This window comes from Leadbettera azotonutricia ZAS-9 (genome assembly GCF_000214355.1).
Classification (GTDB): Bacteria; Spirochaetota; Spirochaetia; order Treponematales; family Breznakiellaceae; genus Leadbettera; species Leadbettera azotonutricia.
This window is the reverse complement of record NC_015577.1, coordinates 2,303,604-2,329,391: the sequence shown is the minus strand read 5'-3', so window position 1 is coordinate 2,329,391 and position 25,788 is coordinate 2,303,604. Positions and strand designations below refer to the sequence as shown.

Genomic DNA, 25,788 nt, shown 5'->3' with positions numbered 1-25,788 from the left:
GGCTATGGCGTTTTGTCAATTTCTCATTTTGGACAGGTACCTGCGCAGCTTGGTCATGACATCGTTAAAATCCAGGGGTTTGCCCACGTGGTCGTTCATGCCTGATTTAAGGCATTTTTCCACATCTTCCTTGAACACATTTGCAGTCATTGCCACGATTGGAATAGGCGTGCTATTGAAGCGTTCAGCTTCAATAGCACGAATGGCGCGGGTAGCCTCGTAGCCGTCCATTTCGGGCATATTAACATCCATAAAGATCATCTGGTATTTGTGCGGATTGGCTTCGAACAGTTTTACCGCTTCGGCACCGTTCTCGGCGCAGTCCACATCCAGGGCGGTGGGCTCCAGCAGGGAAAGCACGATCTCCCGGTTGATTTCGATATCTTCAGCCAGTATGATGCGGCAGCCCTTAAAGTTATCAATGACATCATTGGCAGCGTCGGCAGCAGCCTTGTCTGCAGGGTCCGGGGTTTCGCCCCGTTCGACCTTTATGGTAAAACTAAAGGTAGAACCTTCACCGGGTTTTGAATTCACCCAAATTGAACCGCCCATCATTTCGACGATTCTTTTTGAAATAGCCAGGCCCAGGCCGGTACCGCCGAAACGGCGGGAAATGCCCGAATCAGCCTGCTGGAAATTGTTGAAGAGCTGTTTTTTCTGTTCGTCGCTGATCCCTATTCCCGAATCGGTAATATCCACCTGGATAGTGCAGAATTTTGTTTCTTCTTTTATCAACGCAACGTCAAGCTGTATGCTGCCATTATCCGGGGTAAACTTGACCGCATTGGAGAGCAGGTTCGTAATCACCTGGGTCAGGCGCTGATCATCGCCGATAAGGGTTGGGGGGATATTTTTATCCAGATTGATGCTAAAGCGCTGCCGCTTTTCTTCCACTTTGGTATTTATTACATTTGCTGCTTTTTGCAGTAATTTTTCGAAGTTGAATTCCACATTGGAAAGGTCCAGCTTGTTCGCTTCTATCTTGGACATATCCAGGACATCGTTGATGACTCCCAAAAGGTGGCTGGAAGCGCTTTCGATTTTATCCAGGCAATAATTTTTTCGGTCTATCTCGGCAGAAGATTTTGCCAGGGTGGTCATGCCTATAATGGCGTTCATAGGAGTCCGCATCTCATGGCTCATATTGGCCAGGAAGTTGCTCTTTGCTTCGCTGGCGGTTTCAGCGTCACGCTTTGCCCGGACCAGCATGGTAATATCGCTCAGGATCATCATCACACAGATAGAATCTTCTGCCGCTGCAAGATCAAGGGAGCCGCCGATACGCCGCAGGCTTAGAGTATAGCTGTATTCTTCGCCGTCCGGGTCCGGGATAATTACCTCTGTATTATAGCTGTCGCCGTTCTTGCCTTCGGTTCCAAAAAGAGCGTCTGCCTGGGAAGATACCAGGGCGCTCAAAAGCCTGGGATCGGCTGCTGTAAATTGGTGGCGCTCCAGAATATCTTCCATGGTTTGATTGCAATAAATCAGCTGCCTGAATCCGTTGAACAGGGCCAGAGCGCTGGGCATGGCGTTCAGGTGGGAGCAGATAACATCCAGGGTGGCGTTGATCCCCGAAATGATCCGGTAGTAATCCCCCTGGTAGGCGGCAGGATTGGCCCGCTCGTTAAGGGAGCCGGCCCGGGCGGCGTTGGTAAGCCCGCTGATATCGTAAATAACATTGCGGACTGAATCGGACATGGCAATAAAGGTAGTACCCAACCGGCCAATCTCGTCGGTGCGCTGGGTAAGGCCGACAGGCAGTTTGTTTTCAAATTGGCCCTGGGCAAGCCCACGAGCACTTTCAGTAATCGCATGGAGAGGCACGGTCAGAATTCCGCGAATGATCACATTAAAAATAAGAGAAAAAATCGCCAGGGCAATAAGCACAAAAAGAATGCTGGTGACAATGGCCCTTTGCAGAGGTGAAACAAAGTCGACCCGTGGCGCCTTGATGCCCAGTGACCAAAGGGTGCCCCTGATAGGCGCATAGCTGACAAATATCTGGCCGCTAGGCGCATCCAGGTAGACAGATCCGGTCTGCCCCAGGTTCATCAATAAAAGCAGTTCACAGGCCGCATTGCTGGAACCCAGGTTAGGCGCCAGGGCCTCGCGGCTGTAAACCCTGCCCAGATCCTTGTGCGCAATAAAGATCCCCTGGGCATTGACGATAAATGCAGTACCCCCGGCGCCGATATTGATATTGTTCAGCACATCGCCCAGGACATCATAACGGTAGCTGCCCACAAGATAGTAGGCAATAGAGCGCTGAACGCCGCGGCCATTGTACGGAGGCCGGGTATCCATCACCGGCGCACCCATGACAATCTCGAGGCCATCGCTGCCCACCGAGGTATCTTCTATAACCAGATTAATTGTTCTGTTAATTAAAGGGCCGATACTCCGGCCGGCAATGCTGCGGGGGCTGTTCTCGCTCCCGGTCAGCAAAATGCCATCGGTGCTGTAGAGCCCCAGCCATACAAATTCTATCCCCGAGGTAACACTGTCCAGTACCGCCTGTTTTGCTTTCACCGTCGAGTTTTGATCGGTAAAAACAGCATTGTCGCGGATCAGGAAAAAACGATCCGCCAGAGTGTGCAGACTGCCTTCTACATCCTGAGCCGCAGTCCTGGCAAGGGTTTGCAGCATCTGGAGCAGGATCGTGTCGGTAAGGGAATTCATGAAACCGGTCATAACAGATACCAGGCCAACGGTGAGAAGCACTGCCGCAAGCACTGCAGTAAATGCAATCCTGCTGCTGACACTCGGCTCTTTTTTCCCCTGTCTTTTTTTAAATAATGCCATGGGCTATCTCCCGTCCGGGGGGGGCAGCGCAACAAGGGCAACGTGTTTATCTCCCGCCCTGGCTTTGGCTATGGCTGCCCAAGCCAGGCTCTGGAAATAATAATAAGAATGGGTGGCGCCCGAAATAGCGTCGATCTTGGACGGGTCCTGCCGGTTAAGCAGGGATACTGCGTAATAGCGGGTATATTGATTGGGATAGGAACCGCTTATCCTGTTCATCAGGCGCATATATTCCATGTCCCAGGATTTAATAAAACCGCTGGCGTTTATCGCGTTATACTCTACCGTTACGATTTGGTTATTGTTGGTATAAATCGTCACAAATTCCTTCCAGCCGTTTTCGTCAAAGTCATCGGCCTCGGCGGTATAGTAACCGTCGAACAAATGGGGTATGTCTTTTTGACAGCCGGAAAGAAGCATTGCCAGGAGCAGGCTTCCTAAAACGGCATTTCCTTTCTTAGTCATGAAAACCAGCTAAAAATTAAAATTGTCTACATTATTGATTGTGAATTCTGTACGGTTCGGCAGCAGCACCACCCCGGAATTGGGGGCCGTATAAGCTTTAGGATCCAGCACCGCATTGGACATAACCTCCACAATGCCAATATCAGGCACATCAACCCGGCTGCCCACTTGCAGCTGCTTGCCCGATGCCAGATACCATGCCATATAACAGCCCAAAGCGCCCTGCACCTGGCAGTCCCATAGGCCCCATCGTTCCACAATGCCCTGCTTGCAGTAGTCCCGCATGGCATTGGGCGAAGCAAAGCCGGTAATGGTCAGATCCTGCGCGGTCCGCCCAAGGTTAAGAGCGGCCTGGGCCTGCCCCGGCAGGGAGGTGGAATCGTTGCAGATAATCAGATCAATATCGGGGTAGTCTTTTATGATCTGCTCGCCTACGGTTATAGCCTTGGCAGGGTTTTGCTCACTGTAAAAGTTCTGGGGCGCCGCGTTTATCCAATTGGGATAGGCAGTGCGGATATACTTTTCCCCTGCTGCCTGCCAGGAATTTTGGTCCATCACCGTGGCTTGGGAATAATGCCACAGGTATTTTATAGGCCCGCCGGTATTTTTACCCCGGCTGGAAAGGCTCTTTGCCCCCATTTCTACCAGCATGCGGCCTAACTGATCCGGGGTACCCTGGGATACCATGATCATCCGGGCATCGCCTGAAACATCCGAATCCCAGGTGGTCACTTTGATCCCGGCGGAAAGGGCCTTTTTCATCACCTCGTCCAGGGCGGTAGCGTCCAATGCAGACACGCACAGGGCCTGGACTTTTTGTTCAATGGCTTTATTGATGATGGCGATCTGGTTATCGATCAACGCCTCGCTGCTGCCCTCGTACTGGACCTTGAAGCCGTTCTTTTGGGCATAGGCCTGGGCCCCGGCGTTGGCGGATTCAAAAAAGGCGTTTCCGGTTACTTTGGGCACAAAGACAACCGTAATATCCTTTTTCGCCTGCCCGGCGCCCGAAGCCTGCCTGCGGCAGCCGCTAAATAAAACAATCAGCAACAGGACGATCACTGCCGCAAATGCGGTTGCTTTCTTCATTTTGTCCTCCCTCTGAAATCAGTTCATTATAAAGACTTTTTTAGTACCTTCGCTACTGCCCCAGGGCCTGCCAGCATTTCTGCGAAAATATCTTCCACCTTTTTCCCCAGGCCCGCTTCATAGAGATCCACGCCGAAGATGCGTTTGTCAGAGAATATGGGTTTCAATGTTTTCTGGAAGGGCCCCTTGTCCCCAAGCTTTATCCTGGCGAGCAGCGGACCAAGGTCCGCAAGGCGCGGGTCGGGGCTTACAGCAAAAGGCTTGCCTTCATCGTTGATGCCCATGAGGTAGCGGGGCCATGCGGCCAGCACCAGGGGTATTAGCTTGAGGCTTTCAACATCCATGCCTTTTGCGATATATGCCTTGAGGGTTTCGCCGTAGCGGACGGGGATCTTTTGGGAACTGTCGCTGGCGATGCGTTGGGGAGTATCGGGCATAAAGGGGTTGGGGAAGCGCACCTTAATCACTTCGGCTATGAATTTCTCGGGCGACAGGATGCCAGGATCGCTTGCTACAGGGAGACCTTCTTTATAGCCTATGCCCTCTACCAATTTTACGAGATCCGGGTTTTTCATTTCTTCGCTGATCCGGGTGTAGCCCAGAAGGCAGCCGAAGATGGCAAGGGCTGTGTGGAGGGGGTTGAGGCAGGTGCAGACCTTCATCTTTTCAACCTTGTCCACAATCGCTTTGCTGGTGAAGAGCACCCCTGCCTGTTCGAGCTTTGGCCTGCCTGCGGGGAAATTTTCTTCTACCACCAGATACTGGGGTTCTTCGGCGTTTACAAAGGGGGCAGTGGGGGTGGTCCTGGCATAGATTTTGGTATCTTCAAACCCGCATTTTTCGAGCATTGCCTTTACGCCCTGATCCGGACCGGGGGTGATCTTGTCGATCATGGTACAGGGGAAACCGGCATTGTTTTTGAGGTATTCGCCAAAGCCCTTGTCCGCAAAGCCTGCCTTGATCCAGGCAGCGGCAAAAGTTTCAACAGCGCCAAAGAGTTTGTCTCCGTTGCGGGAACAGTTGTCCATGCTCACCAGCGCCAGGGGGAGGCTGCCCGCTTTGAAGCGTTCCAAAAGCAGGGCAGTGATTTTGGCGAGGTAATTTTTGGGGCTGTCGCTGCCCGCCGGGCCTTTTGCGCAATCTTCGGCAGCATCTGCTATAAGAATGCCTTTAGCATCATATAAATTATAGGCTTTCTCGGTTATCGTAAGGCTTGCCATTTTTAACGAGGGAGCGCGGAATATCCCTTTAAGGGTTTCATAATCAGCCTTGTTCCCCATCCAAAGGGAAAGGGCCGCGCTGGCAATCACTTTTTTTTCTATATCCCCCGAGGCTTTGAGGGTAACCCCCAGGGTCAGATTATCGCAGGGTTTAAAGACTTCATCGACTATGCCCCCGTCACGGCCCGAAACCATGATGATCCCGGTTTTTTCAATTCCCCTTTCCAAAAGATCCTGCTGCAGGGCCAGCGGAAAAATACGGAAAATATTCCCTGCCCCGAAGTGTACCCATTCAGGGGCCTCAAGGGTGGTTTTTATCATCTTTTCACGATCAAATTGAGGCAGAACAATACCGGCCTTTTCCCAGATTTCTTTGTTCTTCAGTTCTTTGTCGGTTAAGCGCATATTTCCCTTGCCTTGAGGAGAAGTCTAACATAGATCCGTTGAATTTGGTATACTAGTATTTTATTCAGGGTAATTTCAGGCTAAAAGGAAAATATGGACAAAGTCAGAATGGGTATTATAGGTATAGGCAACATGGGGTCTGTCCATATCAAGTCCCTTGTTCAAGGCCTGGTTCCCGGTATGGAGCTTGCGGCAGCGGCTGACAGTTTAGAAGAGAAGCGCCAATGGGCCAAGGGCATCCTGCCCAAGGGTTTTCCAATTTATAATGAAGGCAGCGAGATCATAAAAAGCGGCAAGGTTGACGCTGTCCTCATCGCGGTACCCCACTACCAGCATCCTCCCCTGGCAATGGAAGCTTTCAGGGCCGGCCTCCATGTGATGTGCGAAAAGCCCGCAGGGGTCTACACCAAACAGGTGCGGGAAATGAACGAAGCCGCTGCCAAAAGCAATGTGGTTTTCGGCATGATGTTCAACCAGAGAACCAATGCCTGGTACCGCAGGATGCACGAGCTTGTCCAGGGCGGGAGCCTCGGGGCAATAAAGAGGGTAAGCTGGATCATCACCGACTGGTACAGACCCCAGGCCTATTACGATTCCGGGGGGTGGCGTGCCACCTGGGACGGCGAAGGCGGCGGGGTGCTCCTGAATCAATGCCCTCATAACCTTGACCTCCTCCAATGGATTTGCGGAATGCCTTCCAAAGTCAGGGCTTTTTGCCATAACGGCAAATGGCACAGCATCGAAGTGGAAGACGATGTTACCGCCTATCTGGAGTACCCTAACGGAGCAACTGGCACTTTTATTACTACCACTGCGGATGCTCCCGGTACCAACCGTTTTGAAGTAACCCTCGAAATGGGGAAGATCATCTGCGATAACGCCAATGAATTGACCCTTCACCGTTTGTCCACGAACGAACGGGAATTTTGCAAAACCGCCAGGGGCGGCTTTGACAGGCCCGCCGCAGCTGTCGAGAAAATTGAGACCGACGGCAGCAATGAACAGCACAATGGGGTGCTCAAGGCTTTTGCGGGCCGCGTGCTTAGGGGGACGCCTCTTGTAGCCGAAGGCAGGGAGGGCATCAACAGCCTCGCTCTTTCCAATGCCATGCATCTTTCGTCATGGCTGGATAAGACCATCGCGCTTCCCATAGACGAAGACCTCTTCCTTGAGGAACTCAATAAACGCCGGGCCCGCAAAGGTTCATGATGGCTAATTCTTTTTTCGCCGATATCATCAGCCCCAGGTTTAACCCTGCGGCAGTGCTGGATCTTTCCCAAAGCGGCAAAGTCCTCGTCATCAGCGATTTTCACATGGGCTCGGGCAAGGGTGACGATTTCCACCTCAACGGAGAAATTCTTATTTCCATCCTGGAAGATTACTATTTCAAAAACGGCTGGACCCTTTTGCTCAACGGCGATATTGAAGAGCTTGCAAAATTTTCCCTCAGGGACATACAAGCCCAATGGGCCGGGATGTACCGGGTGTTTGATCTTTTTGCCGCAGAAGGCAGGCTCTACAAAACCCTTGGCAACCATGACGAGGATCTCCTTTTTGAAAAAGATTACCCCTATCCCCTCTACAATGCAGTGAGGATCGAGACCGGGGTCCTGCCCATTTATGTGTACCACGGCCATCAATCTTCAAAGGTCTACACCAATTTTAATAACTTGATACGCCTGGGCCTCCGCTATCTCTTAAAGCCCATTGGGATTAAGAATATTTCTTCCGCCCGCAGCCCTTACAAGCGCTTTCATGTTGAAAGGCAGGCGTATAATTTTTCCCTTAAGAATAACTGCATCTCCGTCATAGGCCATACCCACCGTGCCCTCTTCGAATCCCTGGGCCGCTACGACTACGTCAAGTTCGAAATTGAGCGGCTCTGCCGTGATTACCCTTCTTCGGAAGGGGAAGACAGGCAGCGTATTGCCAGGGAAGTGGAGAACCTCAGAATAGAATTGGGGAAGCTTAAAATGTCGGAGCGGCGGAGCGTGCTGCGCCAGAGCCTCTACGGCGACGAATACCCGGTGCCCTGCCTCTTTAACGCGGGCTGCGCCATCGGCAGGAAGGGCATCAATGCCATCGAAGTCGATAACGAAAATATAGCCCTGGTTTACTGGTTCGCCCAGGGCAGGGGCATGAAGTTCATAAGCCGGGGCTGGTACAAGGTTAAGAGCTTCAGGAAGGGCTACTGCAGGGCTGTGCTGAACAAGGACAGGCTCGACTTTGTCAATGCCAAGATTGAGCTATTGGGCAAACAGGATATTGACGATACATAAAGTAGCGATCATTATTGATAATAGGGGGATTTGGGAGTGGCCGATTACGGTGGACCGCGCATTATAGGCAGAATCGTTGTTTTGCTCATACTCATACTGGTGCTTGCCGGGGGAGGCATCCTCTGGTTCGATTACCTGGGGGTGATAGACGCCAAAACGGTTTTAGCCCCCGTCTATAGCCGCATCCCCTTTATCAAAGCCCCCGGCCGTACCCAGCCTGTTGCCCAGGAGAACGAAATCCTCAATTTGGACGCCGAACGTCTTGCAATACGCCTGGAAGCCCTGGAGCTCAGGGACATGGAGCTTGGCCGCAGGGATCAGGATATACAGAACCGCCGGGGCGAGATCGAGCAAATGGCCCAGGAATTGGAACAAAGGCAAAAAGCCCTTGACGAAAGGGAGAAATCCTTCAATGCCCAGGTCTCGGAAGCCGATATTAAAGACAAGAACGTTGAGACCAATTCGCGGAACCTGACAGGCATGCCCCCGGAGCGAGCGGTGGGTATTTTGCAGGCCATGGACGACCAGGATGTGATCGATGTTCTTCGGAAAACCGAAGAGATTGCCCAGGCTGAAGGAACCACTTCCATCGTATCCTATTGGCTGTCCCTCCTGCCCCCCGAAAGGGCCGCGGAGATTCAGCGCAAAATGGTGGCCCGTCCCCCCAGCTTATAGCACGCTTAAATTCACCCAGGCAACTCTGGTATGCAATTTAAGCCTTCGGCTTAAATTACAGGAGGCTGGGCGTGAACGAAATTTCCACCCCCATACAATCTCTATCTGCCCAGGGAAATATCCCTGAAAACACGGGTCCCGGCTCGATTTTTGGGCAAAAATCCCATAAAGAAGGCAAACGCGGAGCTTTTTCAAGGCTTCTTGACAGCCTTGCTGCCAAGCCCGGAAAAAACGCCGCTGGAGCCCAGGGCTTGGCAGCTTCCGGCAGGAAGAATCATTTAAATCTCGCTGAATCAGAGGAAGGGCTTCGCCTTGGCAAAGGGAAAAAAGCCTCCCTTGGCAAAGGAAACCTGATTCAAACTGCTGACAGCGCGGATTCTGCGCTGGGCAATGAATTTTCAGGTCTTTTGGGCCAGAACCTGGGGCTTAAGATTCAGATGCCCCAGCTTGGGAACGGGAAAGAAGGCGAGGCTGAACTCGGCATCAATGCCGTGAACCTTGCGGCCAAGGCTGCCCCCGAAACCGGCGCGATTCCCCTTCATCTTGAGCTTGCTAAAAATTCGTCAGTGGAATTTGAAGAAGCCGGAGCCTTGGAAGATGATGTTCCCCAGGAAGTCCTCGCGGCCCTCCTGGGTGAGGAGCAGGATGCTTCCGATTTCCTGAAGGACACCCAAAAACCCCGCAAAGGCGCGGTTGATTTGCTCAACGCCTCTGCCAGGCAGCTGGAATCCAGTTTTTTCGAGTTCTCGGGGGAAAAGCGGCCGGGCCTCGTGGACAATCTCCAGGTCATACAGACTGCCGGCGAAAACCTGAGGGATACCGATACCAGGACCCGCAAAACCAGGGACAAGATCAATGTCGAAGTCAGGGACATGAGGACTGCTGAGGGCGTCAAGGCTGAATCAGCCGATAGCCTTAAACCCCAAAATTTCTCCGCCCTTGATGCCGGCAAAGCTGATATCGACATACCCGTGGATCTTCGCCTTTCAATTTCTGAAAGCGCCAGCGCTCCCATGGACAAGGCGGCTTTCGAGGATGCTTTGGCCTCCGAGCTGAGGGGCAACCTTGGCACGGACATTGTAAAGCAGGCTTCAATTATTGTCCGGGACGGGGGCGAAGGGACCATAAAACTCACCTTAAGGCCCGAAAGCCTGGGAAATGTAAAGATACGCCTCGAAATGACCGAAAACAAGATCACGGGGCATATCATTGTTGAAAACAGCGACGCCCTCAAGGCGTTTGAACGGGAACTTCCGGTTTTGGAAAAACAGTTCCAGGAATCGGGCTTCAGCGAGGCCCACCTGGATATGTCCATGTCGCAAAACGGGGGGGGCGCTGAATTCTACAGGGAAGAGAGCGGGGAATTATCCCGTTTTGCCCCGGTAGTGGCAGCTTCCCACTATGACGCCGAAGCTGAACGGGCCGAGCTTGTGCCCCAGGGGATTATCTCCCATGGAGCCGGGCAAAACCCGTCGGTAAATATGCTGGTTTAAGGAAAACGGAGAAACACATGGATCAAATTAAGTCGGTAATGAGCTCGGAAGAAATCCAGGAACTGCACCGTATTGCCGCCGAGCATAACGCCAGGGTAAACAACGGCAGGAGCCCCCAGCAGAGTCTGGGCAAAGACGATTTCCTCAAACTTCTCCTGACCCAGCTTGCCAACCAGGACCCGACGGCGCCCCTGGAAGACAAAGAATTCATAGCCCAGATGGCACAGTTTTCCAGCCTGGAGCAGATGAACAACATGGCCGCTGACTTTTCCAAAATGGCCCGCATGTTTCAGGTAACCGAAGCTTCCGCAGCATTGGGTAAATCGGTGGAACTCATGGAAGGGGACAATGTGATTGAGGGAACGGTAAAAGCCGTAACCCGGGATGCTGTCCCCCAGATCATGGTAAATGGTCAGAGTTATGCCTGGGATCAGGTAATCAGGATTTTTGAATAGATACCTTTTAAGGAGAGAATAGCTTATGATGCGATCATTGTTTTCCGGCGTAGCCGGACTTCAAAATCACCAGACCAGAATGGATGTAATCGGCAATAACCTTGCCAACATCAACACCACGGGCTTTAAACGGAACCGGGTGAATTTTCAGGATATATTTTATCAGCAGCTCCAGGGCGCAGCCAGGCCCACGGATGTATTGGGCGGCGTGAACCCCAAAGAAGTAGGTCTCGGTATGTCCGTGGCCTCCATCGACACGGTGCACATTCAGGGCGCTTTCCAGACCACCGGCGTAGGCACGGATCTTGCCATACAGGGCATGGGCTTCTTTGTGCTGGATGACCGGGGGACCTACCTCTACACCAGAGCAGGAGCATTCAACATTGATCAGGACGGCACTCTCGTAAATCCCGCCAACGGCATGAAGGTTAAGGGCTGGATGGCACAGGAAGTAAACGGAACTCAGCTTCTTGATGTTTCACGGGATGTTGAAGATCTTACCATCCCCGTAGGCTCGAAAGATCCCGCCAGGGCAACCTCGGTGGTCAACTTCGCCTGTAACCTCGACAAGCGCACTCCCGAAATCCCCGAAACGGCCAACGAACTCCAGACCCGTGAAGGAACCTGGAACACCTCGATAAAAATTTACGATACCTTCGGCGATGTCCATACCATGAGGGTCGCCCTCACCAGGGTTCCGGGGGTTAACAATTCCTGGAACGCCTCGGTTGCCGTAGACCCCGAAAGCGACGCCCCCACCAATGCCTCCATCGGCCTGGGCGAGGCACCTCCCGCTCCCGGCGGAGCTTCGGTGTTCACCGTGAATTTCTCCAACGACGGAACCCTTCTCTCCGCTGCCGACGGCGCGGGCAATGAATCCGGCGGCGCGGGCGACGTGATCATGAACATCGGCTACGACGTGCAGAGCGCCACACCCGGCGACGACGGCGCCATGGTACGCCAGACCTTCCAGCTTCACCTGGGCAATGTGGGCAGCACCGTGAATTCCATCACCCAGTTTGCGGAGGCCAGTTCCTCCAAGGCAGTGACCCAGGATGGCCACACCATGGGCTATATGGACAACTTCAAAATCGACGGCTCCGGCATTATCACCGGCGTTTTTTCCAACGGCACCACCCGTACTTTGGGTCAGGTAGCCATTGCCAGCTTCCCCAACCAGGGGGGCCTTGAAAAAGCCGGAGACAACACTTTCCGGGTCAGCAACAACTCCGGGGCCGCGAACATTGGGCCCTCGGGCATTGCAGGCAAGGGCAAGATCCAGGCAGGGGCGCTGGAAATGTCCAACGTGGACATGGCCGACCAGCTTACCGACATGATCATCACCCAGCGCGGTTTCCAGGTGAACTCAAGAACCATACAGACTGCGGATCAGCTGCTGCAGGAACTCTTGACCCTTAAAAGGTAACAGGTAATTAAGTGATAAAGGTAACCCGGCTTAACGGCAAAGAGTATTACATCAATCCCCATCAGATTGAATCCATAGAGATTCACCCCGATACCACCTTGTTGATGCTGTCGGGGAAACATGTGGTGGTGCTGGAAAAAGTTGAAGAGGTTATCGAACGCATTGTTGAATACCGCAAGCGCATCGGCTTTTTTAAGAATGAGGAGTAGATAGCATGGATATATCAACCATAATCGGGGTCGGCGGATGTTTTGCGATGGTGGTCATGGGGATTTTTACCTCCGGTGGTACCATTCTGACTTATGTGGATATACCTTCAGTCTTAATCGTCGTAGTCGGATCATATCTGGGCCTTTTCACATTCAGTAATATTTCTACCTCTATAGGGATATTCCAGACCATAGGCTTAACTTTTAAAATCCCCAATTACAACGAAAACGGCATAATTTCCAAGCTTATGGCCATGTCCGAAAAAGCCCGCCGCGAAGGCCTTCTGGCCTTAGAAGAAGAGCTTGAGGACCTGGACGACGAGTTCATGAAGAAGGGCCTCCGCCTTGTGGTAGACGGCACGGATGCGGAAATCATACGGGGTCTGCTCGAAACAGAATTGAACCAGATTCAGGATCGCCACGCCGGCAAAATCGGCGTTGTCAATATGTGGGGCACCCTGGCGCCTGGCCTTGGAATGCTGGGTACGGTTATCGGCCTTATAGCCATGTTGAAAAACCTGGAGGACAAGAGCGCCCTGGGACCCAACATGGCCGTCGCCCTTATCACCACCCTTTACGGGTCCATGATGGCCAACCTCCTCATGATTCCCTGGTCAGGCAAGCTCAAAACCCATGACGCCAACGAAGCCAAGGTAAAGGAAATGATAATAGAGGGAATACTCTCCATCCAGGCCGGGGACAACCCCCGTATCCTTGCAACCAAGCTCCTCTCTTACCTCAACCCCACGGACCGCAAGTCCGCCGAGGCTGAGTTCCTTAAAGACTAATGAAGGATCGATAAAGATGGCGAAGAAAAAGAAGGCTGATGCCGGCGGAGTAGGGGGCGAGTGGATCGTAACCTACTCGGACATGGTTACCCTCATGCTCTGCTTCTTCGTCGCCCTTTTCAATCCCGACGATACTGATCCTGCCCAATTGGCAGCCATGATTTCGGCCTTCAACAATATAGGCTTGGGTTCCTCCTCGGGGGGCAATACCCTTTCATCAGGAAAGAGCGCCGACCTGGGCAATACCATTATGTCCCTCCCGTCCATGGATAAGGGCCGGGTTTTAGGCAATGCCCTGCGCAAGGCGGTGAGCCTCTTCAACCCGGAGGTAAAATCCAACAAGGTAAAGGTAACTCACGATGAACGGGGCCTTGTGATAAGCCTGGCTTCCGATGCCTTTTTCAACCCTGCCAGCGCCAGGATAAATATCGAGGAAACCAGGGACATACTGGTGCGCCTCGCCTCCCTCCTCAATTCCGATGAGGTGAGGGGCCATAAGTTCAGGGTTGAGGGCCATACGGATTCCGAAGCAATAGACCCTTTGGGCCCATGGGAAGACAACTGGCAGCTTTCTTCTGCCCGGGCCATTGCGGTGCTCCGATACCTCACAGCCATCGGGGTTCAGGAAAACCGCTTCCAGGTTGCAGGCTTTGCGGACACCATGCCCGTAAGCTCCAACAATACCCCCGAAGGCCGGGCGTATAACCGCCGGGTCGATATTATAATATTGGATGAAGGGCATTTGTAAAATATGAAATTTGGATATACTATTCAGGTAAGGGAGGAAATTCAGCATGTCTGATACTGACGAGCTTAATCTTGATGATGGTGATGCCGGAGCGATAGATACTGCGACTAAAAAACCTTCCGGCCTGGCAGCCTTGCTGCCTAATTTGCTCAAATTCGTCGCTATAGGCTTGGGCGCTTTGATTTTCATTATAACTGTGTCGGTAATAACCTACAACATACTCAACAAGGGCGGAGCCTCCCAGACCATAGTCCCCGAGAATTCCCCATTCCTGGGCTCAAGGCCCCAGTACGCCACCTTTACCGCTATCGGCAGCATAAGGACCGGCACCAAAGATCCTGCCCCTTATTCAGTGGTGGTTGACATGGTCATAGGCTACGATCTCAACGACAACGCCGCCGCTACTGAGTTTACCGGCAGGCTCTACGAGCTTAGGGATTTTGTCCGGAGCTTCTTCCGCTCCAAGATGGCAGCGGAACTCCAGCCCGAAAACGAAGCCCGGCTCAAACAGGAAATTATCGAGCTCCTCAATACAAGGGTCTTGAATACTGCGAAGGCTCGTATTATCCTATTTAATCAGCTTGATGTGATGGAGATGTGATGGGAGGGCGATGTGACAGAAGTACTGTCCCAGGATGAGATAGATCAGCTATTAACCGCGATAAACGCAGGCGAGCCTGAGCCCGAGGGGTTCAAGCCTGCCGCCGATACCCGGAAGATCAAGATCTATGACTTCAAACGCCCCGACAAATTCTCAAAAGAGCAGATTCGCACGGTCTCGATCATGCACGAGACCTTTGCCCGTTTAACCACCACGAGCCTTTCCGCCCAGCTCCGTTCCATGGTCCACGTTCACGTGGCCTCTGTCGATCAGCTCACCTACGAAGAATTCATCCGTTCAATCCCGACCCCCACAACCCTGGCAATCATCAACATGGACCCCCTTAAAGGCAACGCCATCCTGGAAATCGACCCTGCCGTAACCTTCTCCATTATAGACCGCCTTTTCGGAGGCACCGGCGAAGGCACCAAATCCCAGCATGAATTGACCGATATCGAGACCTCTGTCATGGAGGGCATCATAGTCCGCATTTTGGGAAATATGCGGGAAGCCTGGACCACGGTCATCGACCTCCGCCCCCGTTTGGGCCAGATCGACACCAATCCCCAGTTCGCCCAGATTGTACCCCCCACGGAAATGGTGGTCCTTGTAACCCTCGAAACAAAAGTCGGCGATGTGGAAGGGATGATGAACTTCTGCATCCCCTACCTCACTATAGAGCCTATCATCGGAAAGCTCTCCGCCCAGTTCTGGTACTCCTCTGTGCGCAGGGGCGCCACCACCGAGAACCTGAATGTGCTAAAGGACAAGCTCGCAACAGTCGATGTTAATGTAGTAGCCGAAATAGGAAAAATAAATGTCCCTGTCCGGGATGTGCTTTCCCTCAATGTGGGGGATGTGGTGCGGCTTTACAATACCCGGATTGGCGACCCCTATTCCCTGAACATCGGCAGCAAAAAGAAGTTCCTGTGCCGCCCCGGGGTCATTGGCAAAAAGATGGCGGTCCAGGTTATCAAAAAGATCGCCGAGCTTGATCAGGATGAATTTGAAGAGCTGACGACAGAAGGGGAGGAATCATTATGAGCGATGGCGCACTTTCGCAGGATGAAATAGACGCACTGTTGGCAGGGGTGGATTCGTCAGGCATGGGAAGCCCTTCACCGGCTTCCACGGCAACTGCAACAGCCCCCGGCGGCGGCTCGGAAGACGAGCGCAAAGCCCTGCAATCCTTCCTTTCCTCGAATCTGGACTCCGAATCTTCCAATATAGCCATGATCACCGCATCTTCCGCGTCGTTCAAAGGCATCCAGGTGAATTTCACCAACCGTGAAACCCTCCTCGGACAGCTCCCCGACACGGTCACCGTGGTCAAAGCCGATTTCAACTCAGGATTCCCCGGCGAGCATCTTTTCATCATCCCCGAGGATACCGCAAAAGCCATAGCCGGCCTTGCCAATAAAGAAGAAAACATTGAACTCGACGATATGGCCATGTCCATCATCAACGAGCTGGTCTCCCAATTCACAGGCACTGAAATAACAGCCCTGACCAACAAAACAGGCAATAAATCCATACAGGCCGTTACCCCTGAAGGCGCCAATATAGCCAAGGCTGTGGCGGCCCTTCCCGGAGGCACTTTTGCCAGCGCGGCTTATACCCTTGACTTAGGCGACGCCAAGCCTCGCCAAATCTGGGAAATCCTGGGCGGGCCTGTAGCCTCAGAAATCGCCCGCGCCTTGAACGGCGGCGCCGCCCCTGCGGCCGCACCCCAGGCAGCTCCGGTTATGAGCAATAACATGAACGGCATGGACATGTCCGGCATGATGCCCAATATGGGTATGGGCATGGGCGGCGGCATGATGCCCAATATGGGCGCTCCCGCCAATGTTCAGTCAGTCCAGTTCCCCAACCTCATGCCCCGGGCTTCGTCCCAGGAATCAGGCAACATCGGCCTCATCATGGATGTTTACATGGAGATGACCGTAGAACTTGGCCGCACCCGCAAGCTCATCAAAGACATCCTGGGCATGGGCGAAGGCACTATCATCGAACTGGACAAGCTCGCCGGCGAACCTGTAGACATCCTGGTCAACCACAAACTCATAGCCAAAGGCGAAGTGGTGGTCATTGATGAAAACTTCGGCGTCCGGGTAACCGAAATAGTCTCCCCCATGGAACGCATGAGCGAAATGGGTTAAGGCTTTATAGGAAGCTTTGCTTTTTTAGTTATACAGACAAGGCCGTGCACAGAGGATACTGGGAACAGTGTCCTCTTTTTTTTTACCCTAACCGCAGTATGCATATTTTACTATTTTTGCCTATTGCATATCTTTATTTATTGTAATATAATGAATTAGGTCAGTTTGTACTTGGGAGGGGAAAAACTGAACGTTAAACACGTTTTTTTAACTGCGGCGCTCTTGGCTGCCGCGGGCCTCATTTTTATTTCATCCTCATTATCGGCGCAGGAGCAGCAATCCGGGCTGGAACAGTCCGCGTTGGCGTTTGGGGAGGACTCCATAATATTAGGCGAAGATCTCCCTTCCAGCACGAATCAGAACCCTGCTTCGGCCTGGGTCGTTGTGCGCATGGTGCTGGTGCTTGCCCTGGCCGCATTGGCGATTTACGGGGTGGTGTTTTTTGTCAAGCGCCTTGCCCGGCCTTCTGAAGCAAAGGATCCCCATCTTAAGGTGCTGGCCAGCGCGCCTTTGGGGGGCGGCGCTTTTGCCGCTGTGGTTTCGGTGGGATCAAAAGCCTGGCTTGTGGGGGGAGGGGACGCGGGGGTTTCGCTCATATCGGAGATTGATGAGCCCGAGGCCCTGGAAGCCATGCTCCTTGATGATGCCCGCAAGGCTGCCGAAGCCAAGCCCAACCTGTTTTTGGATTTCCGTTCCCTCCTGGGAAAGCTGGGGCGCGGCGCCCAGGGCAAGCATAGTGCCCATGCCGAAGCCCTGCGCAAGCAGCGTGACAGGCTTAGAGGGCTCTAGCATGAAAAAAGTTTTGGCTTTTTCCGGAATTTTGCTTCTTTTTGCTTCCCTTCTGCCCCTGGGGGCGCAGACCTTGCCTTTCCCCGATATGTCCACGCCGGGGACTATGAGCATACCTGATCCGCTGCCCAATACGGGGGTCCCTTTTATCGACCTGACCATCAGGAACCCTGATTCGGGGCAGGAAGTGGCTTTTTCCCTTCAGCTTCTTCTGCTCCTCACGGTGCTTTCCCTTGCCCCGAGCATCATTATTTTGATGACCAGTTTCCTGAGGATTTCCATTGTCCTTGATTTTATTAAAAGGGCGCTTTCCCTCCAACAGGTTCCTCCCAACCAGGTGCTGCTTGGAATCAGTTTTTTCCTGACCCTTTTTATCATGTGGCCCACTTTCCAGACCATCTACGAAAATTCCTTCAGGCCCCTGGCGGCGGGGGAGCTTTCCGTGGAAGGGGCTTACCGGGAAGCCGAGGCGCCTTTGCGGATCTTCATGTATAGACAGATTGGGAACAATACCCGAAACATACGCCTCTTTATGGACATGCGTGGGCTGGCAAGGCCCAACACGCTGGCGGACGTGCCTACCTATGTGCTTATTCCCGCATTTATCCTGAATGAGCTGACCGTGGCTTTTAAGATAGGGATACTTCTCTTTATTCCCTTTATTGTAATAGACATGGTGGTGGCAAGCGCCCTCATGTCCATGGGTATGATCATGCTGCCCCCGGTTATGATATCCATGCCGTTCAAGCTCATCCTTTTTATTTTGGTGGATGGGTGGGGGCTTTTGACGGAACAGATAATCCGTTCTTTTGCGTGAACAGGGGTGATGGATGAGCATAGGTGAAATTGTCGGCCTCCTCAGGGGGGGCATACTTGAAACGGTTATTTTGGCCGCCCCTATCCTTCTCTCCGCTCTCATTGTGGGGCTTTTGGTGGCGGTTTTTCAGGCTGTCTCTTCCATACAGGAGCAGACCCTGACTCTTGTGCCAAAGGTGTTCGTTATACTTTTGGTGCTGTTCCTTTTGGGCGGCTGGATGTTTACATCCCTGGGGGAATATACGGTGAATCTTTTCCGTACAATTCCTGATATGAGGTAGCAAAGAAAAGAGCATGATAGAAGACAGGATTTTGAGCGAAATTTTAGCCGCCGCGCCGGCCTTCCTCCTCATTGCAGTCAGGGCTCTGGCCATGATCGAGACTGCGCCCCTTCTGTCTTCGGACTCCATTCCGCAAATAGCGAAAGTTTCGCTTGCCGGTTTTGCGGCCTATGCCGCTTTCCCCTCTGCCCTGGTAAGGGAATGGGTATTGGCGCCCTTCGGCTTGAGCTTCATATTCCTGGTTTTTGGCGAGGCTCTTATTGGCATCATCATTGGGTTTTATCTCACCATTATTTTTGCAGCCTTCTCCACAGCAGGGCAATTCTTCTCCCTTCAGATGGGCTTCGGCGCTTCCGAAACTTTCGATCCTTTGTCGCAGATTGAAAACCCCCTCATGGGCCAGTATTTGAACCTGGTTGCCATGCTGGTGTTTGTTACCCTTAACGGCTTCAGGGAGCTTTTTCTGGGAGGCTTTTGGCGCTCCCTTCAAACCATCAATGCAATGAGCCTGGTTACAGGCAGGGAAAATATAGTAGTAATGCTTTTAGCGGGCCTTTCGCGGCTTTTCCTTGACGCCATGGTTATTTCCATGCCCATATTGGGAACTCTCTTTCTCACATCCCTTGCGACAGGGCTTATCTCAAAAGCAGCTCCCCAGATAAATATACTTTCAGAAGGCTTCCCCATTTCAATCACCGTTGCCTTCCTCCTCATTTATGCAACCCTGCCTTTTATGACTGAGGCTTTCGGCAGGGTCATTGACGCGGGTTTTGCAAATATAGAAACCCTCTACATCCGGATAGGAACCAGGATAGGAGGCACGTCATGAGCAATGAATGGCAGATAGACCTCCAGTGGTTTGCCGCGGAAGACGAGGGCAGGACCCAGGACCCCACCGAGGTAACCTACCGCAAGGCGAGGGAAGAAGGCCGGGTTGCCAAGAGCCAGGATTTTATAGGCGCATTGGGCTTGCTCATGGTCGCGGTGGCAATTTTCTTCCTGGCCCCTGGCATGCTCAGGACCTGCGCGGAAATGCTCCGGTTTTTCTTTACCCGTGTCAACGAGATAGATCCCATAAACGACAAGATCGCCGCCGGTATTTTCCTGAATTATTTTTTGAGGCTCACATGGCCCGTACTGGCAATAGCTGTTGTAGCGGCCTTTTTTTCCAATTTGATACAGACCGGCCTTTTCTTTACCGCCAAGCCCCTGACCCCTGATTTCAAGAAAATAATCCCCCATTTCGGGCGGTTTTTTAAAAAGGCTTTTATTTTCTCCGGGGAAGGCCTTTTTAACCTTGCAAAAAACATATTCAAAATGGCGGTTATAGGCGTGGTTGCCTATCTCACTATCAGCGGTAGGATAAACGAGCTTGCGAATTTGCAAAAGGCCGATCTCTGGACCAGTGTAACATTGATAGCTTCCATGGCGGGCAGGATGCTCATTATTTCTGCAATACTGCTGCTTGCCCTGTCCATACCCGACTTCATCTATCAGAAGTGGCAGTTCAAGGAATCTTTAAAGATGACCAAGGAACAGGCCAAGGAAGAATTGAAACAGGATGAGGGAGATCCCTTAATCCGTTCAAGGCTCAGGGCCCGTTACCGGGATCTTCTCACCAGGGACATGCTGAACAAGGTTCCACAGGCAGACGTGGTGATCACGAACCCTACCCATTATTCGGTAGCCCTGGAATACAACCTCGAGATGAAAGGCCCCAAGGTTATTGCCAAAGGGGAGGACGATTTGGCTATGCGCATCAGGGAAATAGCCAAGGCAAACGGGGTTCCCATAGCCCGCCATCCTCCCTTGACCAGGGCCCTCTACGCTGAAACCGAAGTGGGCGATATTATTCCTGTCAAATACTGGCAGGTCACAGCCCTGCTTCTGAGGGCGTTCTTCATCAAAGATAAAAATCAGCCACGGGCTGAGAGAATGGAGGCCTAATGGCTGATGTTGTAAGGCCCGATAGCGGCCAAAAGAAACATGGAACTGTAAATGTGCGGGATATGTTTATTCCTGCAGCCGTAATAGGCGTGCTCGGCATGTTCATCGTGCCTCTGCCAACAGTAATGCTGGATTCCCTCATGTCCATCAATCTTCTCATATCCCTTGTCATACTGTTTACGGTGCTCACAATCAAGAAACCCACGGACTTTACGCTTTTTCCGGTAAGCCTTTTATTGGTGACTGTATTCAGCCTGGCCCTGAATGTGGCCTCCACAAAACTTATCCTTACCCAGGGCGCACGTTTTGACGGCAGGATGATCAAGGCTTTTGCCACATTTGTAGTCGGTTCAGGCGAAATGAAAGGGCTTGTAACAGGGTTCATCATTTTTATTGTTATTATCATTGTGCAGGCCCTGGTCATTACCAAAGGCGCCACCCGCATTTCGGAAGTGGCTGCCAGGTTTACCCTCGACAGCATGCCGGGCAAGCAGATGGCAATAGATGCGGAATTCAATTCCGGCCATATCGATCAGAAGGAAATGCTCTCCCGCAAAGAATCCCTCCAGAGGGAAACCGATTTTTACGGTTCCATGGACGGCGCCAGCAAATTCATTTCCGGCAATGTAATAGTTGGGATAATTATCACGGTGGTGAATATTCTCGGCGGCATCATAATAGGCGGTACCCTTAATGGCGAAAACATTATGACCACCGCCGGGACTTATGTTTCCTTTGCAGTCGGCGACGGGCTCATTTCGCAAATACCTGCCCTGCTTATTTCTGTTGCCATGGGCATAGTGGTTTCGAGGGCAGCAGCCACAGGGGATCTTACAGAGCAGGTTGCCCACCAGTTTTCCCAGAATGCCAGAATTTATGCCTGGGCCGGAACAGCCCTTTTCGGCATAGGGCTTTTGCCCGGCTTCCCCAAATATGTGCTGTTCCCCATGGCTGCGCTTCTTGGCTTTTATTCTTTCCGCGTGGGCCAGGCCAGGAAGAAAAAAGCCAATTTTGATGATATGATGGCCAAAACAGCGGATATCAAGAAGGCCAAAGAGGAACCCGCCGAAGCGAGTCACCTGGAGCCGCTGGATCCCTTTTCCCTGGAACTTGGCTTCGGCCTCATACCCCTGGTTGATAAAGACAAGGGCGCGGAACTTCTCGAAAGGGTGCAGGGTGTGCGGAGGCAGACCGCCCTGGATCTCGGCATAATGATTCCCAAGATCCGTATCATCGACAATATGCTTTTGGGCTCATCAGAATACTGTTTCAAGATACGCGGAGTTGATGTGGGGAAGGGTTCCATACGCATGGGATACTATCTCTGCATAAATCCGGGAACCGTAAAAGAAGAATTGCCCGGCGAAAAAACCAAAGACCCCGCCTTTGGGCTTCCTGCCCTTTGGGTAAGCGAAGACAAGCGGGACGAGGCTGAACGGGCAGGCTACACGGTGGTCGATCCCCCTTCGATTATCGCTACCCACCTGACAGAAATCATCAAACGCCATGCCTCGGAGATTCTCGACCGCCAGGCGACCAAAGCTATTTTGGATGGGCTCAGGAAAGATTATTCCGCCGTGGTGGACGAAGCAGTGTCGCCCCTCAACCAGCGGAGTGATAATTTGCTGGTCCTTGGCGATGTCCAGAAGGTGCTGCAGGGCCTTTTGAAGGAGCAGGTGTCTATACGCAACATGGTTTCAATTATGGAAGCCCTGGCGGATTTCTGCCACCTTACCAAGGACACGCGTTTTCTTATTGAAAAATCCAGGCAGGCCCTGGGAAGCCAGATATGCCTCCAATACTCTGACGATGACAGGCGCCTCCATGTGCTTACCCTTGATCCGGCGCTGGAGCAAAAAGTTATGGAAAGCCGGGCGCAGAACAATTCGGGAGAAAGTTTTGCAGCCCTGGAGCCAAACCTCCACAAGGCATGGATAAGCGCGTTAACCCGCTCGGTGTCTGCGGTGCGCAAGCAGGGCTATATGCCGGTGGTGCTTTGCTCAGAATCGGCCCGGTATCTTGTCAAGACCGCCATGGACAGGGAGCTGCCCGAGGTAGCAGTCATTTCGGTTCCTGAAATCGTACAGGACTTTACGGTTGAATCAATTGGCGTAATCCGGCTGGAATAACAAAAAGGGGGAGATGGATGCAGCAGTTTTTTGTTGAACAGGCCGAAACCTATGACGAGGCTTGCAGAAAAGTTTGGGAAAAATACGGCGACAGGGCCAATATTGTTTTACGGAAGACAGTCATCCTGCGTGGCGGCCTTTTTGGTCTTTTCCCCAAAGAAGGCGTGGAGGTTTCAGGCCCCATACCGCCGGCGTATGTAAAAACCATGAACAGCTTTGCTACTGTTAACGGTAGTGCTACCATAGGTAGCATGGAATATTCCCCTTCCGATTATCCCCGCAAAGCCCCGGCCAGGGAAAGCACCGCAAAAACTCCCTCATATAAAGAACCCCTGGATTTTGAAGAAGAAAAAAAGAAAGTTTTGGCAGCTGCGGGCCGCAGCGATCCTGCTATCCAGCAAGTCCTGAAGGAAGTATTGGGAATCAAGGAAAGGATGGAAGCCCAGGCTTTGCCGTCAGCCCAGGACGAACACCCCACCTTAAAACAGCTTGAAGAAGTTTTAGTGTTGAATGATTTTTCCGCAAGCTATAGGGCCATGATTTTGGGCAGGGCAAAAAAGGAATTCTCCATTGATGCCCTGAACGATTATGATGCGGTCCAGGACAAAGCCCTGGAATGGATAGGCGAAAGCATTACGATTTATAAAGAAGAAAAATTCCATCGCCTCCCCCGCATCATCATACTGGTTGGGCCTACAGGGGTGGGAAAGACCACCACCATTGCAAAACTTGCGGCCAATTATGGCATCGACAACAATGGCAAACGTATCAAGCAGGTTGCCCTTATCACCATAGACACATTCAGGATAGGGGCAAAGCAGCAGCTGGAAGCTTATGGCAAAATCCTGGAATTCCCCTGCTATGCAGTCGAAGACCATGACGAGCTAAAAAAAACCATTGCCCTCCATTCGGATGGCACCGACCTCATACTTATAGATACCATCGGCAAAAGCCCCCGGGATATGGTCAAGCTGGGCGAAATGAAGCAGCTCCTCAATGCCTGCGGTTCCAGCGCGGAAATACACCTGGCTATATCCGCGGGCACCAAATCGAGCGACATAAAAGAAATACTCCAGCAGTTTGAGCCTTTCAATTACCATTCCGTGGTTATCACCAAATTGGACGAGACCATAAGGTCAGGGAATGTGATAGGGATACTGTCAGAAAAGCAGAAGTCCGTCTCGTATATTACCAATGGCCAAAAAGTGCCTGCGGATATACGCAGGGCATCGGTGATACAGCTTCTTGCCAACCTCGAAGGTTTCAGGGTAAACCGGACAAAGCTTGAACAAAAGTTTCCTTATAACGATAACGATCAAATGAGGCAATGGAGATAACAATGGAAGATCAGGCAGAAAAACTGCGGGAAATAATGAGGCAGAAAACCAGCGAAGCAAAAACGGAACCCTCCGCTGCAGAAGCTTCCGCACGCGTTGCTGAGGCAAGGCCTGCCCCTGTTGTCAAATCCAAGAACGGCAAGACCAGGATCATCACCGTTACCAGCGGCAAAGGCGGGGTGGGGAAGACCAATGTTTCGGTCAACATGGCGCTGGCTTATGCACGGCTTGGGAAAAAGGTAGTGGTCATGGATGCGGATCTGGGCCTTGCCAACGTGAATGTCATGCTCAACATGATCCCCAAGTACAACCTGTACCATGTGATACGCAAGCAAAAGACCATGAAGGAAATCATGGTGGAAACAAATTACGGTATTTCCATAGTGGCAGGGGCTTCGGGCTTCTCTAAAATTGCCAACCTTACCGAGGAGGAGAGGCAGAATTTTATCGAGGAGCTCGAAACCCTTTCCAATGCGGATATTATCATCATAGATACTTCAGCGGGGGTGTCGAGCAATGTGCTCGATTTTATTGCAGCCGCCGACGATGCGGTGATCATCACCACCCCTGAGCCGACTGCCATCACCGACGCATACGGCATCATCAAGATCATCGCCACGGAGTATGATAACCTCAACATGGGGCTTAAGCTTGTGGTGAACCGGGTGAAGAGCGCCGCAGAGGCCAAGAAGGTATCCGATCGCATGACCACAATCGCAGGCCAGTTCCTTAACCTCAAGGTGGATTATCTGGGCTATATTTACGATGATGCCACCGTGTCCCAGGCGGTGCTGAGGCAGAAGCCCTTCATGATCATAGACCCCAAGTGCAAGGCTTCCCTTTGCATTCAGCATATTGTGGGCCGCATGGAGAAGAGCGAGCTTAGGGAAAGCGGGGGCTTTGGTTCCATGCTGAAACGCCTTTTCGGCAAGGCTTAGAAAAAGGGGCATAGCAGGTGTTTGATGTAAAAGCCGGGGCAATTGCGGCAGGGGCTGCATTTTTTATTTCCCTCCTGGTGGGCGTTTTTAGCCATGCCGCCTTTCCGGCCATCCTTCTGCGCCCCCTCCTTTTTGCTGTTCTTTTTTTCATCATTTCGGCCCTGATCAATATGCTGGTAAGCCGCTTCCTGCCGGAACTCTTGGATTCCCATGATTCAGGCGAGGATTTGGATTACCCCGGCTCAAGGGTCGATATTTCGGAGGCAGGTTTTCCCGGCCAGGCATCCGTTCCGTCAGCCCCTGCGATCCCTTCAAACTATGCCCAGCCCGACGATTCGGAAGATAATTTGGGCAATATCACGGATTTGGCCAAAAATCTCCCCGCCGCCCCCCGGCAGAGGAACAATGCCTCCCTGGAATTCCCGGGTCTGGATCAAGAGGCGCAAAATAGTTATAATGATAACGGTATATCGGAAGCTTTTCGGGGGCCTGGGGCCTCAGAGCTTGGGTCTGCAAGCGGGACTGGCGATCCGGTGGACGCGCTGCCTGATCTTGACAGCCTTGCCGGGGCTTTCCTTCCCCAGTCCGGGGAAGACGGGGGGGAAACGGTTGATTATTCCACCCCAAGTCCGGCTAAAAAGCCGTCTGCCAGCAGCAAAGGCCAAAAGATGGAGGGTGATTTTAACCCCAAGGATCTGGCTGCAGGTATACGGACTATCTTGAAAAAAGAGGGTTAA

The 25,788-nt window shown here is 52.3% G+C and carries 25 protein-coding genes; 21 read left to right on the top strand and 4 right to left on the bottom strand.

From position 1 onward, the window contains the following. Positions 1–15: 15 nt before the first annotated feature. The 4 genes from TREAZ_RS10205 to TREAZ_RS10190 are packed head-to-tail and all read right to left on the bottom strand — an operon-like array spanning position 16 to position 5,981. A complete protein-coding gene (locus TREAZ_RS10205) occupies positions 16–2,802 on the bottom strand; it encodes an ATP-binding protein (protein ID WP_015711769.1) in 2,787 nt (928 codons plus the stop codon). A 3-nt stretch (positions 2,803–2,805) separates the two neighbouring features. Further along, on the bottom strand, positions 2,806–3,267 hold the full coding sequence (locus TREAZ_RS10200; protein ID WP_015711768.1) for a major membrane immunogen: 462 nt from the start codon (positions 3,265–3,267) through the stop codon (positions 2,806–2,808). Positions 3,268–3,276: 9 nt separating this feature from the next. Next, the gene (locus TREAZ_RS10195) at positions 3,277–4,356 is read right to left on the bottom strand and encodes a substrate-binding domain-containing protein (RefSeq protein WP_015711767.1); all 1,080 of its coding nucleotides are present in this window, start codon (positions 4,354–4,356) and stop codon (positions 3,277–3,279) included. A gap of 26 nt (positions 4,357–4,382) precedes the next feature. Next, positions 4,383–5,981, bottom strand: coding sequence for a mannitol dehydrogenase family protein (locus TREAZ_RS10190; RefSeq protein WP_015711766.1), 1,599 nt, complete (start codon positions 5,979–5,981; stop codon positions 4,383–4,385). Positions 5,982–6,074: 93 nt separating this feature from the next. On the opposite strand from TREAZ_RS10190, the gene TREAZ_RS10185 reads away from it, so the two are divergent. The 21 genes from TREAZ_RS10185 to TREAZ_RS10085 all read left to right on the top strand — a co-directional run bounded on the left by TREAZ_RS10185 (position 6,075) and on the right by TREAZ_RS10085 (position 25,788). Next, entirely contained in the window at positions 6,075–7,190 is a 1,116-nt protein-coding gene (locus TREAZ_RS10185) for a Gfo/Idh/MocA family protein (protein WP_015711765.1), read from the top strand. Beyond that, on the top strand, positions 7,187–8,260 hold the full coding sequence (locus TREAZ_RS10180) for a metallophosphoesterase family protein (RefSeq protein WP_245535018.1): 1,074 nt from the start codon (positions 7,187–7,189) through the stop codon (positions 8,258–8,260). Before TREAZ_RS10185 ends, TREAZ_RS10180 begins: the two co-directional genes overlap by 4 nt. A gap of 36 nt (positions 8,261–8,296) precedes the next feature. Continuing rightward, entirely contained in the window at positions 8,297–8,935 is a 639-nt protein-coding gene (locus tag TREAZ_RS10175; RefSeq protein WP_015711763.1) for a periplasmic-type flagellar collar protein FlbB, read from the top strand. Positions 8,936–9,006: 71 nt separating this feature from the next. Beyond that, the gene (locus TREAZ_RS10170; protein WP_015711762.1) at positions 9,007–10,428 is read left to right on the top strand and encodes a flagellar hook-length control protein FliK; all 1,422 of its coding nucleotides are present in this window, start codon (positions 9,007–9,009) and stop codon (positions 10,426–10,428) included. Positions 10,429–10,445: 17 nt separating this feature from the next. Further along, a complete protein-coding gene (gene flgD, locus TREAZ_RS10165; protein WP_015711761.1) occupies positions 10,446–10,883 on the top strand; it encodes a flagellar hook assembly protein FlgD in 438 nt (145 codons plus the stop codon). A gap of 25 nt (positions 10,884–10,908) precedes the next feature. Continuing rightward, a complete protein-coding gene (gene flgE / locus TREAZ_RS10160) occupies positions 10,909–12,309 on the top strand; it encodes a flagellar hook protein FlgE (protein ID WP_015711760.1) in 1,401 nt (466 codons plus the stop codon). Positions 12,310–12,320: 11 nt separating this feature from the next. Further along, on the top strand, positions 12,321–12,518 hold the full coding sequence (locus TREAZ_RS10155) for a flagellar FlbD family protein (RefSeq protein ID WP_015711759.1): 198 nt from the start codon (positions 12,321–12,323) through the stop codon (positions 12,516–12,518). A 5-nt stretch (positions 12,519–12,523) separates the two neighbouring features. Then, complete coding sequence (locus tag TREAZ_RS10150; protein WP_015711758.1) at positions 12,524–13,306, top strand: motility protein A; 783 nt, start codon at positions 12,524–12,526, stop codon at positions 13,304–13,306. A gap of 16 nt (positions 13,307–13,322) precedes the next feature. Then, positions 13,323–14,054 (top strand): flagellar motor protein MotB, encoded by a 732-nt coding sequence (gene motB, locus TREAZ_RS10145; protein WP_015711757.1) that lies wholly within the window; start codon positions 13,323–13,325, stop codon positions 14,052–14,054. A gap of 46 nt (positions 14,055–14,100) precedes the next feature. Beyond that, a complete protein-coding gene (locus tag TREAZ_RS10140) occupies positions 14,101–14,655 on the top strand; it encodes a flagellar basal body-associated FliL family protein (RefSeq protein WP_015711756.1) in 555 nt (184 codons plus the stop codon). A 12-nt stretch (positions 14,656–14,667) separates the two neighbouring features. After that, a complete protein-coding gene (fliM, locus tag TREAZ_RS10135) occupies positions 14,668–15,699 on the top strand; it encodes a flagellar motor switch protein FliM (RefSeq protein WP_015711755.1) in 1,032 nt (343 codons plus the stop codon). Beyond that, complete coding sequence (gene fliN / locus TREAZ_RS10130) at positions 15,696–16,814, top strand: flagellar motor switch protein FliN (RefSeq protein WP_015711754.1); 1,119 nt, start codon at positions 15,696–15,698, stop codon at positions 16,812–16,814. Before fliM ends, fliN begins: the two co-directional genes overlap by 4 nt. A gap of 165 nt (positions 16,815–16,979) precedes the next feature. Next, positions 16,980–17,603, top strand: a complete 624-nt coding sequence (locus tag TREAZ_RS18465; RefSeq protein WP_245535017.1) for a flagellar biosynthetic protein FliO — start codon at positions 16,980–16,982, stop codon at positions 17,601–17,603. A 1-nt stretch (position 17,604) separates the two neighbouring features. After that, positions 17,605–18,420, top strand: a complete 816-nt coding sequence (gene fliP, locus TREAZ_RS10120) for a flagellar type III secretion system pore protein FliP (RefSeq protein ID WP_015711751.1) — start codon at positions 17,605–17,607, stop codon at positions 18,418–18,420. Between the two features lie 13 nt (positions 18,421–18,433). Continuing rightward, on the top strand, positions 18,434–18,700 hold the full coding sequence (gene fliQ, locus TREAZ_RS10115; RefSeq protein WP_015711750.1) for a flagellar biosynthesis protein FliQ: 267 nt from the start codon (positions 18,434–18,436) through the stop codon (positions 18,698–18,700). Positions 18,701–18,713: 13 nt separating this feature from the next. Next, on the top strand, positions 18,714–19,529 hold the full coding sequence (gene fliR, locus TREAZ_RS10110; RefSeq protein ID WP_015711749.1) for a flagellar biosynthetic protein FliR: 816 nt from the start codon (positions 18,714–18,716) through the stop codon (positions 19,527–19,529). Then, entirely contained in the window at positions 19,526–20,647 is a 1,122-nt protein-coding gene (locus tag TREAZ_RS10105; protein ID WP_015711748.1) for an EscU/YscU/HrcU family type III secretion system export apparatus switch protein, read from the top strand. The genes fliR and TREAZ_RS10105 overlap by 4 nt, the downstream gene beginning before the upstream one ends. Next, positions 20,647–22,776 carry a flagellar biosynthesis protein FlhA gene (gene flhA / locus TREAZ_RS10100; protein WP_015711747.1) on the top strand — a complete coding sequence of 710 codons (2,130 nt, stop codon included), beginning with the start codon at positions 20,647–20,649 and terminating at the stop codon, positions 22,774–22,776. The genes TREAZ_RS10105 and flhA overlap by 1 nt, the downstream gene beginning before the upstream one ends. A gap of 17 nt (positions 22,777–22,793) precedes the next feature. Continuing rightward, positions 22,794–24,113, top strand: coding sequence for a flagellar biosynthesis GTPase FlhF (flhF, locus tag TREAZ_RS10095; protein ID WP_015711746.1), 1,320 nt, complete (start codon positions 22,794–22,796; stop codon positions 24,111–24,113). Positions 24,114–24,115: 2 nt separating this feature from the next. Beyond that, the gene (locus TREAZ_RS10090) at positions 24,116–25,051 is read left to right on the top strand and encodes a MinD/ParA family protein (protein ID WP_015711745.1); all 936 of its coding nucleotides are present in this window, start codon (positions 24,116–24,118) and stop codon (positions 25,049–25,051) included. A 17-nt stretch (positions 25,052–25,068) separates the two neighbouring features. Beyond that, complete coding sequence (locus TREAZ_RS10085; protein WP_015711744.1) at positions 25,069–25,788, top strand: hypothetical protein; 720 nt, start codon at positions 25,069–25,071, stop codon at positions 25,786–25,788.

Bases quoted from the DNA above. Each gene is read 5' to 3' on its own strand.
- TREAZ_RS10205 (WP_015711769.1), bottom strand. From the start codon at position 2,802: ATGGCATTATTTAAAAAAAGACAGGGGAAAAAAGAGCCGAGTGTCAGC.
- TREAZ_RS10200 (WP_015711768.1), bottom strand. From the start codon at position 3,267: ATGACTAAGAAAGGAAATGCCGTTTTAGGAAGCCTGCTCCTGGCAATG.
- TREAZ_RS10195 (WP_015711767.1), bottom strand. From the start codon at position 4,356: ATGAAGAAAGCAACCGCATTTGCGGCAGTGATCGTCCTGTTGCTGATT.
- TREAZ_RS10190 (WP_015711766.1), bottom strand. From the start codon at position 5,981: ATGCGCTTAACCGACAAAGAACTGAAGAACAAAGAAATCTGGGAAAAG.
- TREAZ_RS10185 (WP_015711765.1), top strand. From the start codon at position 6,075: ATGGACAAAGTCAGAATGGGTATTATAGGTATAGGCAACATGGGGTCT.
- TREAZ_RS10180 (WP_245535018.1), top strand. From the start codon at position 7,187: ATGATGGCTAATTCTTTTTTCGCCGATATCATCAGCCCCAGGTTTAAC.
- flgD (WP_015711761.1), top strand. From the start codon at position 10,446: ATGGATCAAATTAAGTCGGTAATGAGCTCGGAAGAAATCCAGGAACTG.
- flgE (WP_015711760.1), top strand. From the start codon at position 10,909: ATGATGCGATCATTGTTTTCCGGCGTAGCCGGACTTCAAAATCACCAG.
- TREAZ_RS10150 (WP_015711758.1), top strand. From the start codon at position 12,524: ATGGATATATCAACCATAATCGGGGTCGGCGGATGTTTTGCGATGGTG.
- motB (WP_015711757.1), top strand. From the start codon at position 13,323: ATGGCGAAGAAAAAGAAGGCTGATGCCGGCGGAGTAGGGGGCGAGTGG.
- TREAZ_RS10140 (WP_015711756.1), top strand. From the start codon at position 14,101: ATGTCTGATACTGACGAGCTTAATCTTGATGATGGTGATGCCGGAGCG.
- fliN (WP_015711754.1), top strand. From the start codon at position 15,696: ATGAGCGATGGCGCACTTTCGCAGGATGAAATAGACGCACTGTTGGCA.
- fliP (WP_015711751.1), top strand. From the start codon at position 17,605: ATGAAAAAAGTTTTGGCTTTTTCCGGAATTTTGCTTCTTTTTGCTTCC.
- fliQ (WP_015711750.1), top strand. From the start codon at position 18,434: ATGAGCATAGGTGAAATTGTCGGCCTCCTCAGGGGGGGCATACTTGAA.
- fliR (WP_015711749.1), top strand. From the start codon at position 18,714: ATGATAGAAGACAGGATTTTGAGCGAAATTTTAGCCGCCGCGCCGGCC.
- TREAZ_RS10105 (WP_015711748.1), top strand. From the start codon at position 19,526: ATGAGCAATGAATGGCAGATAGACCTCCAGTGGTTTGCCGCGGAAGAC.
- flhA (WP_015711747.1), top strand. From the start codon at position 20,647: ATGGCTGATGTTGTAAGGCCCGATAGCGGCCAAAAGAAACATGGAACT.
- flhF (WP_015711746.1), top strand. From the start codon at position 22,794: ATGCAGCAGTTTTTTGTTGAACAGGCCGAAACCTATGACGAGGCTTGC.
- TREAZ_RS10090 (WP_015711745.1), top strand. From the start codon at position 24,116: ATGGAAGATCAGGCAGAAAAACTGCGGGAAATAATGAGGCAGAAAACC.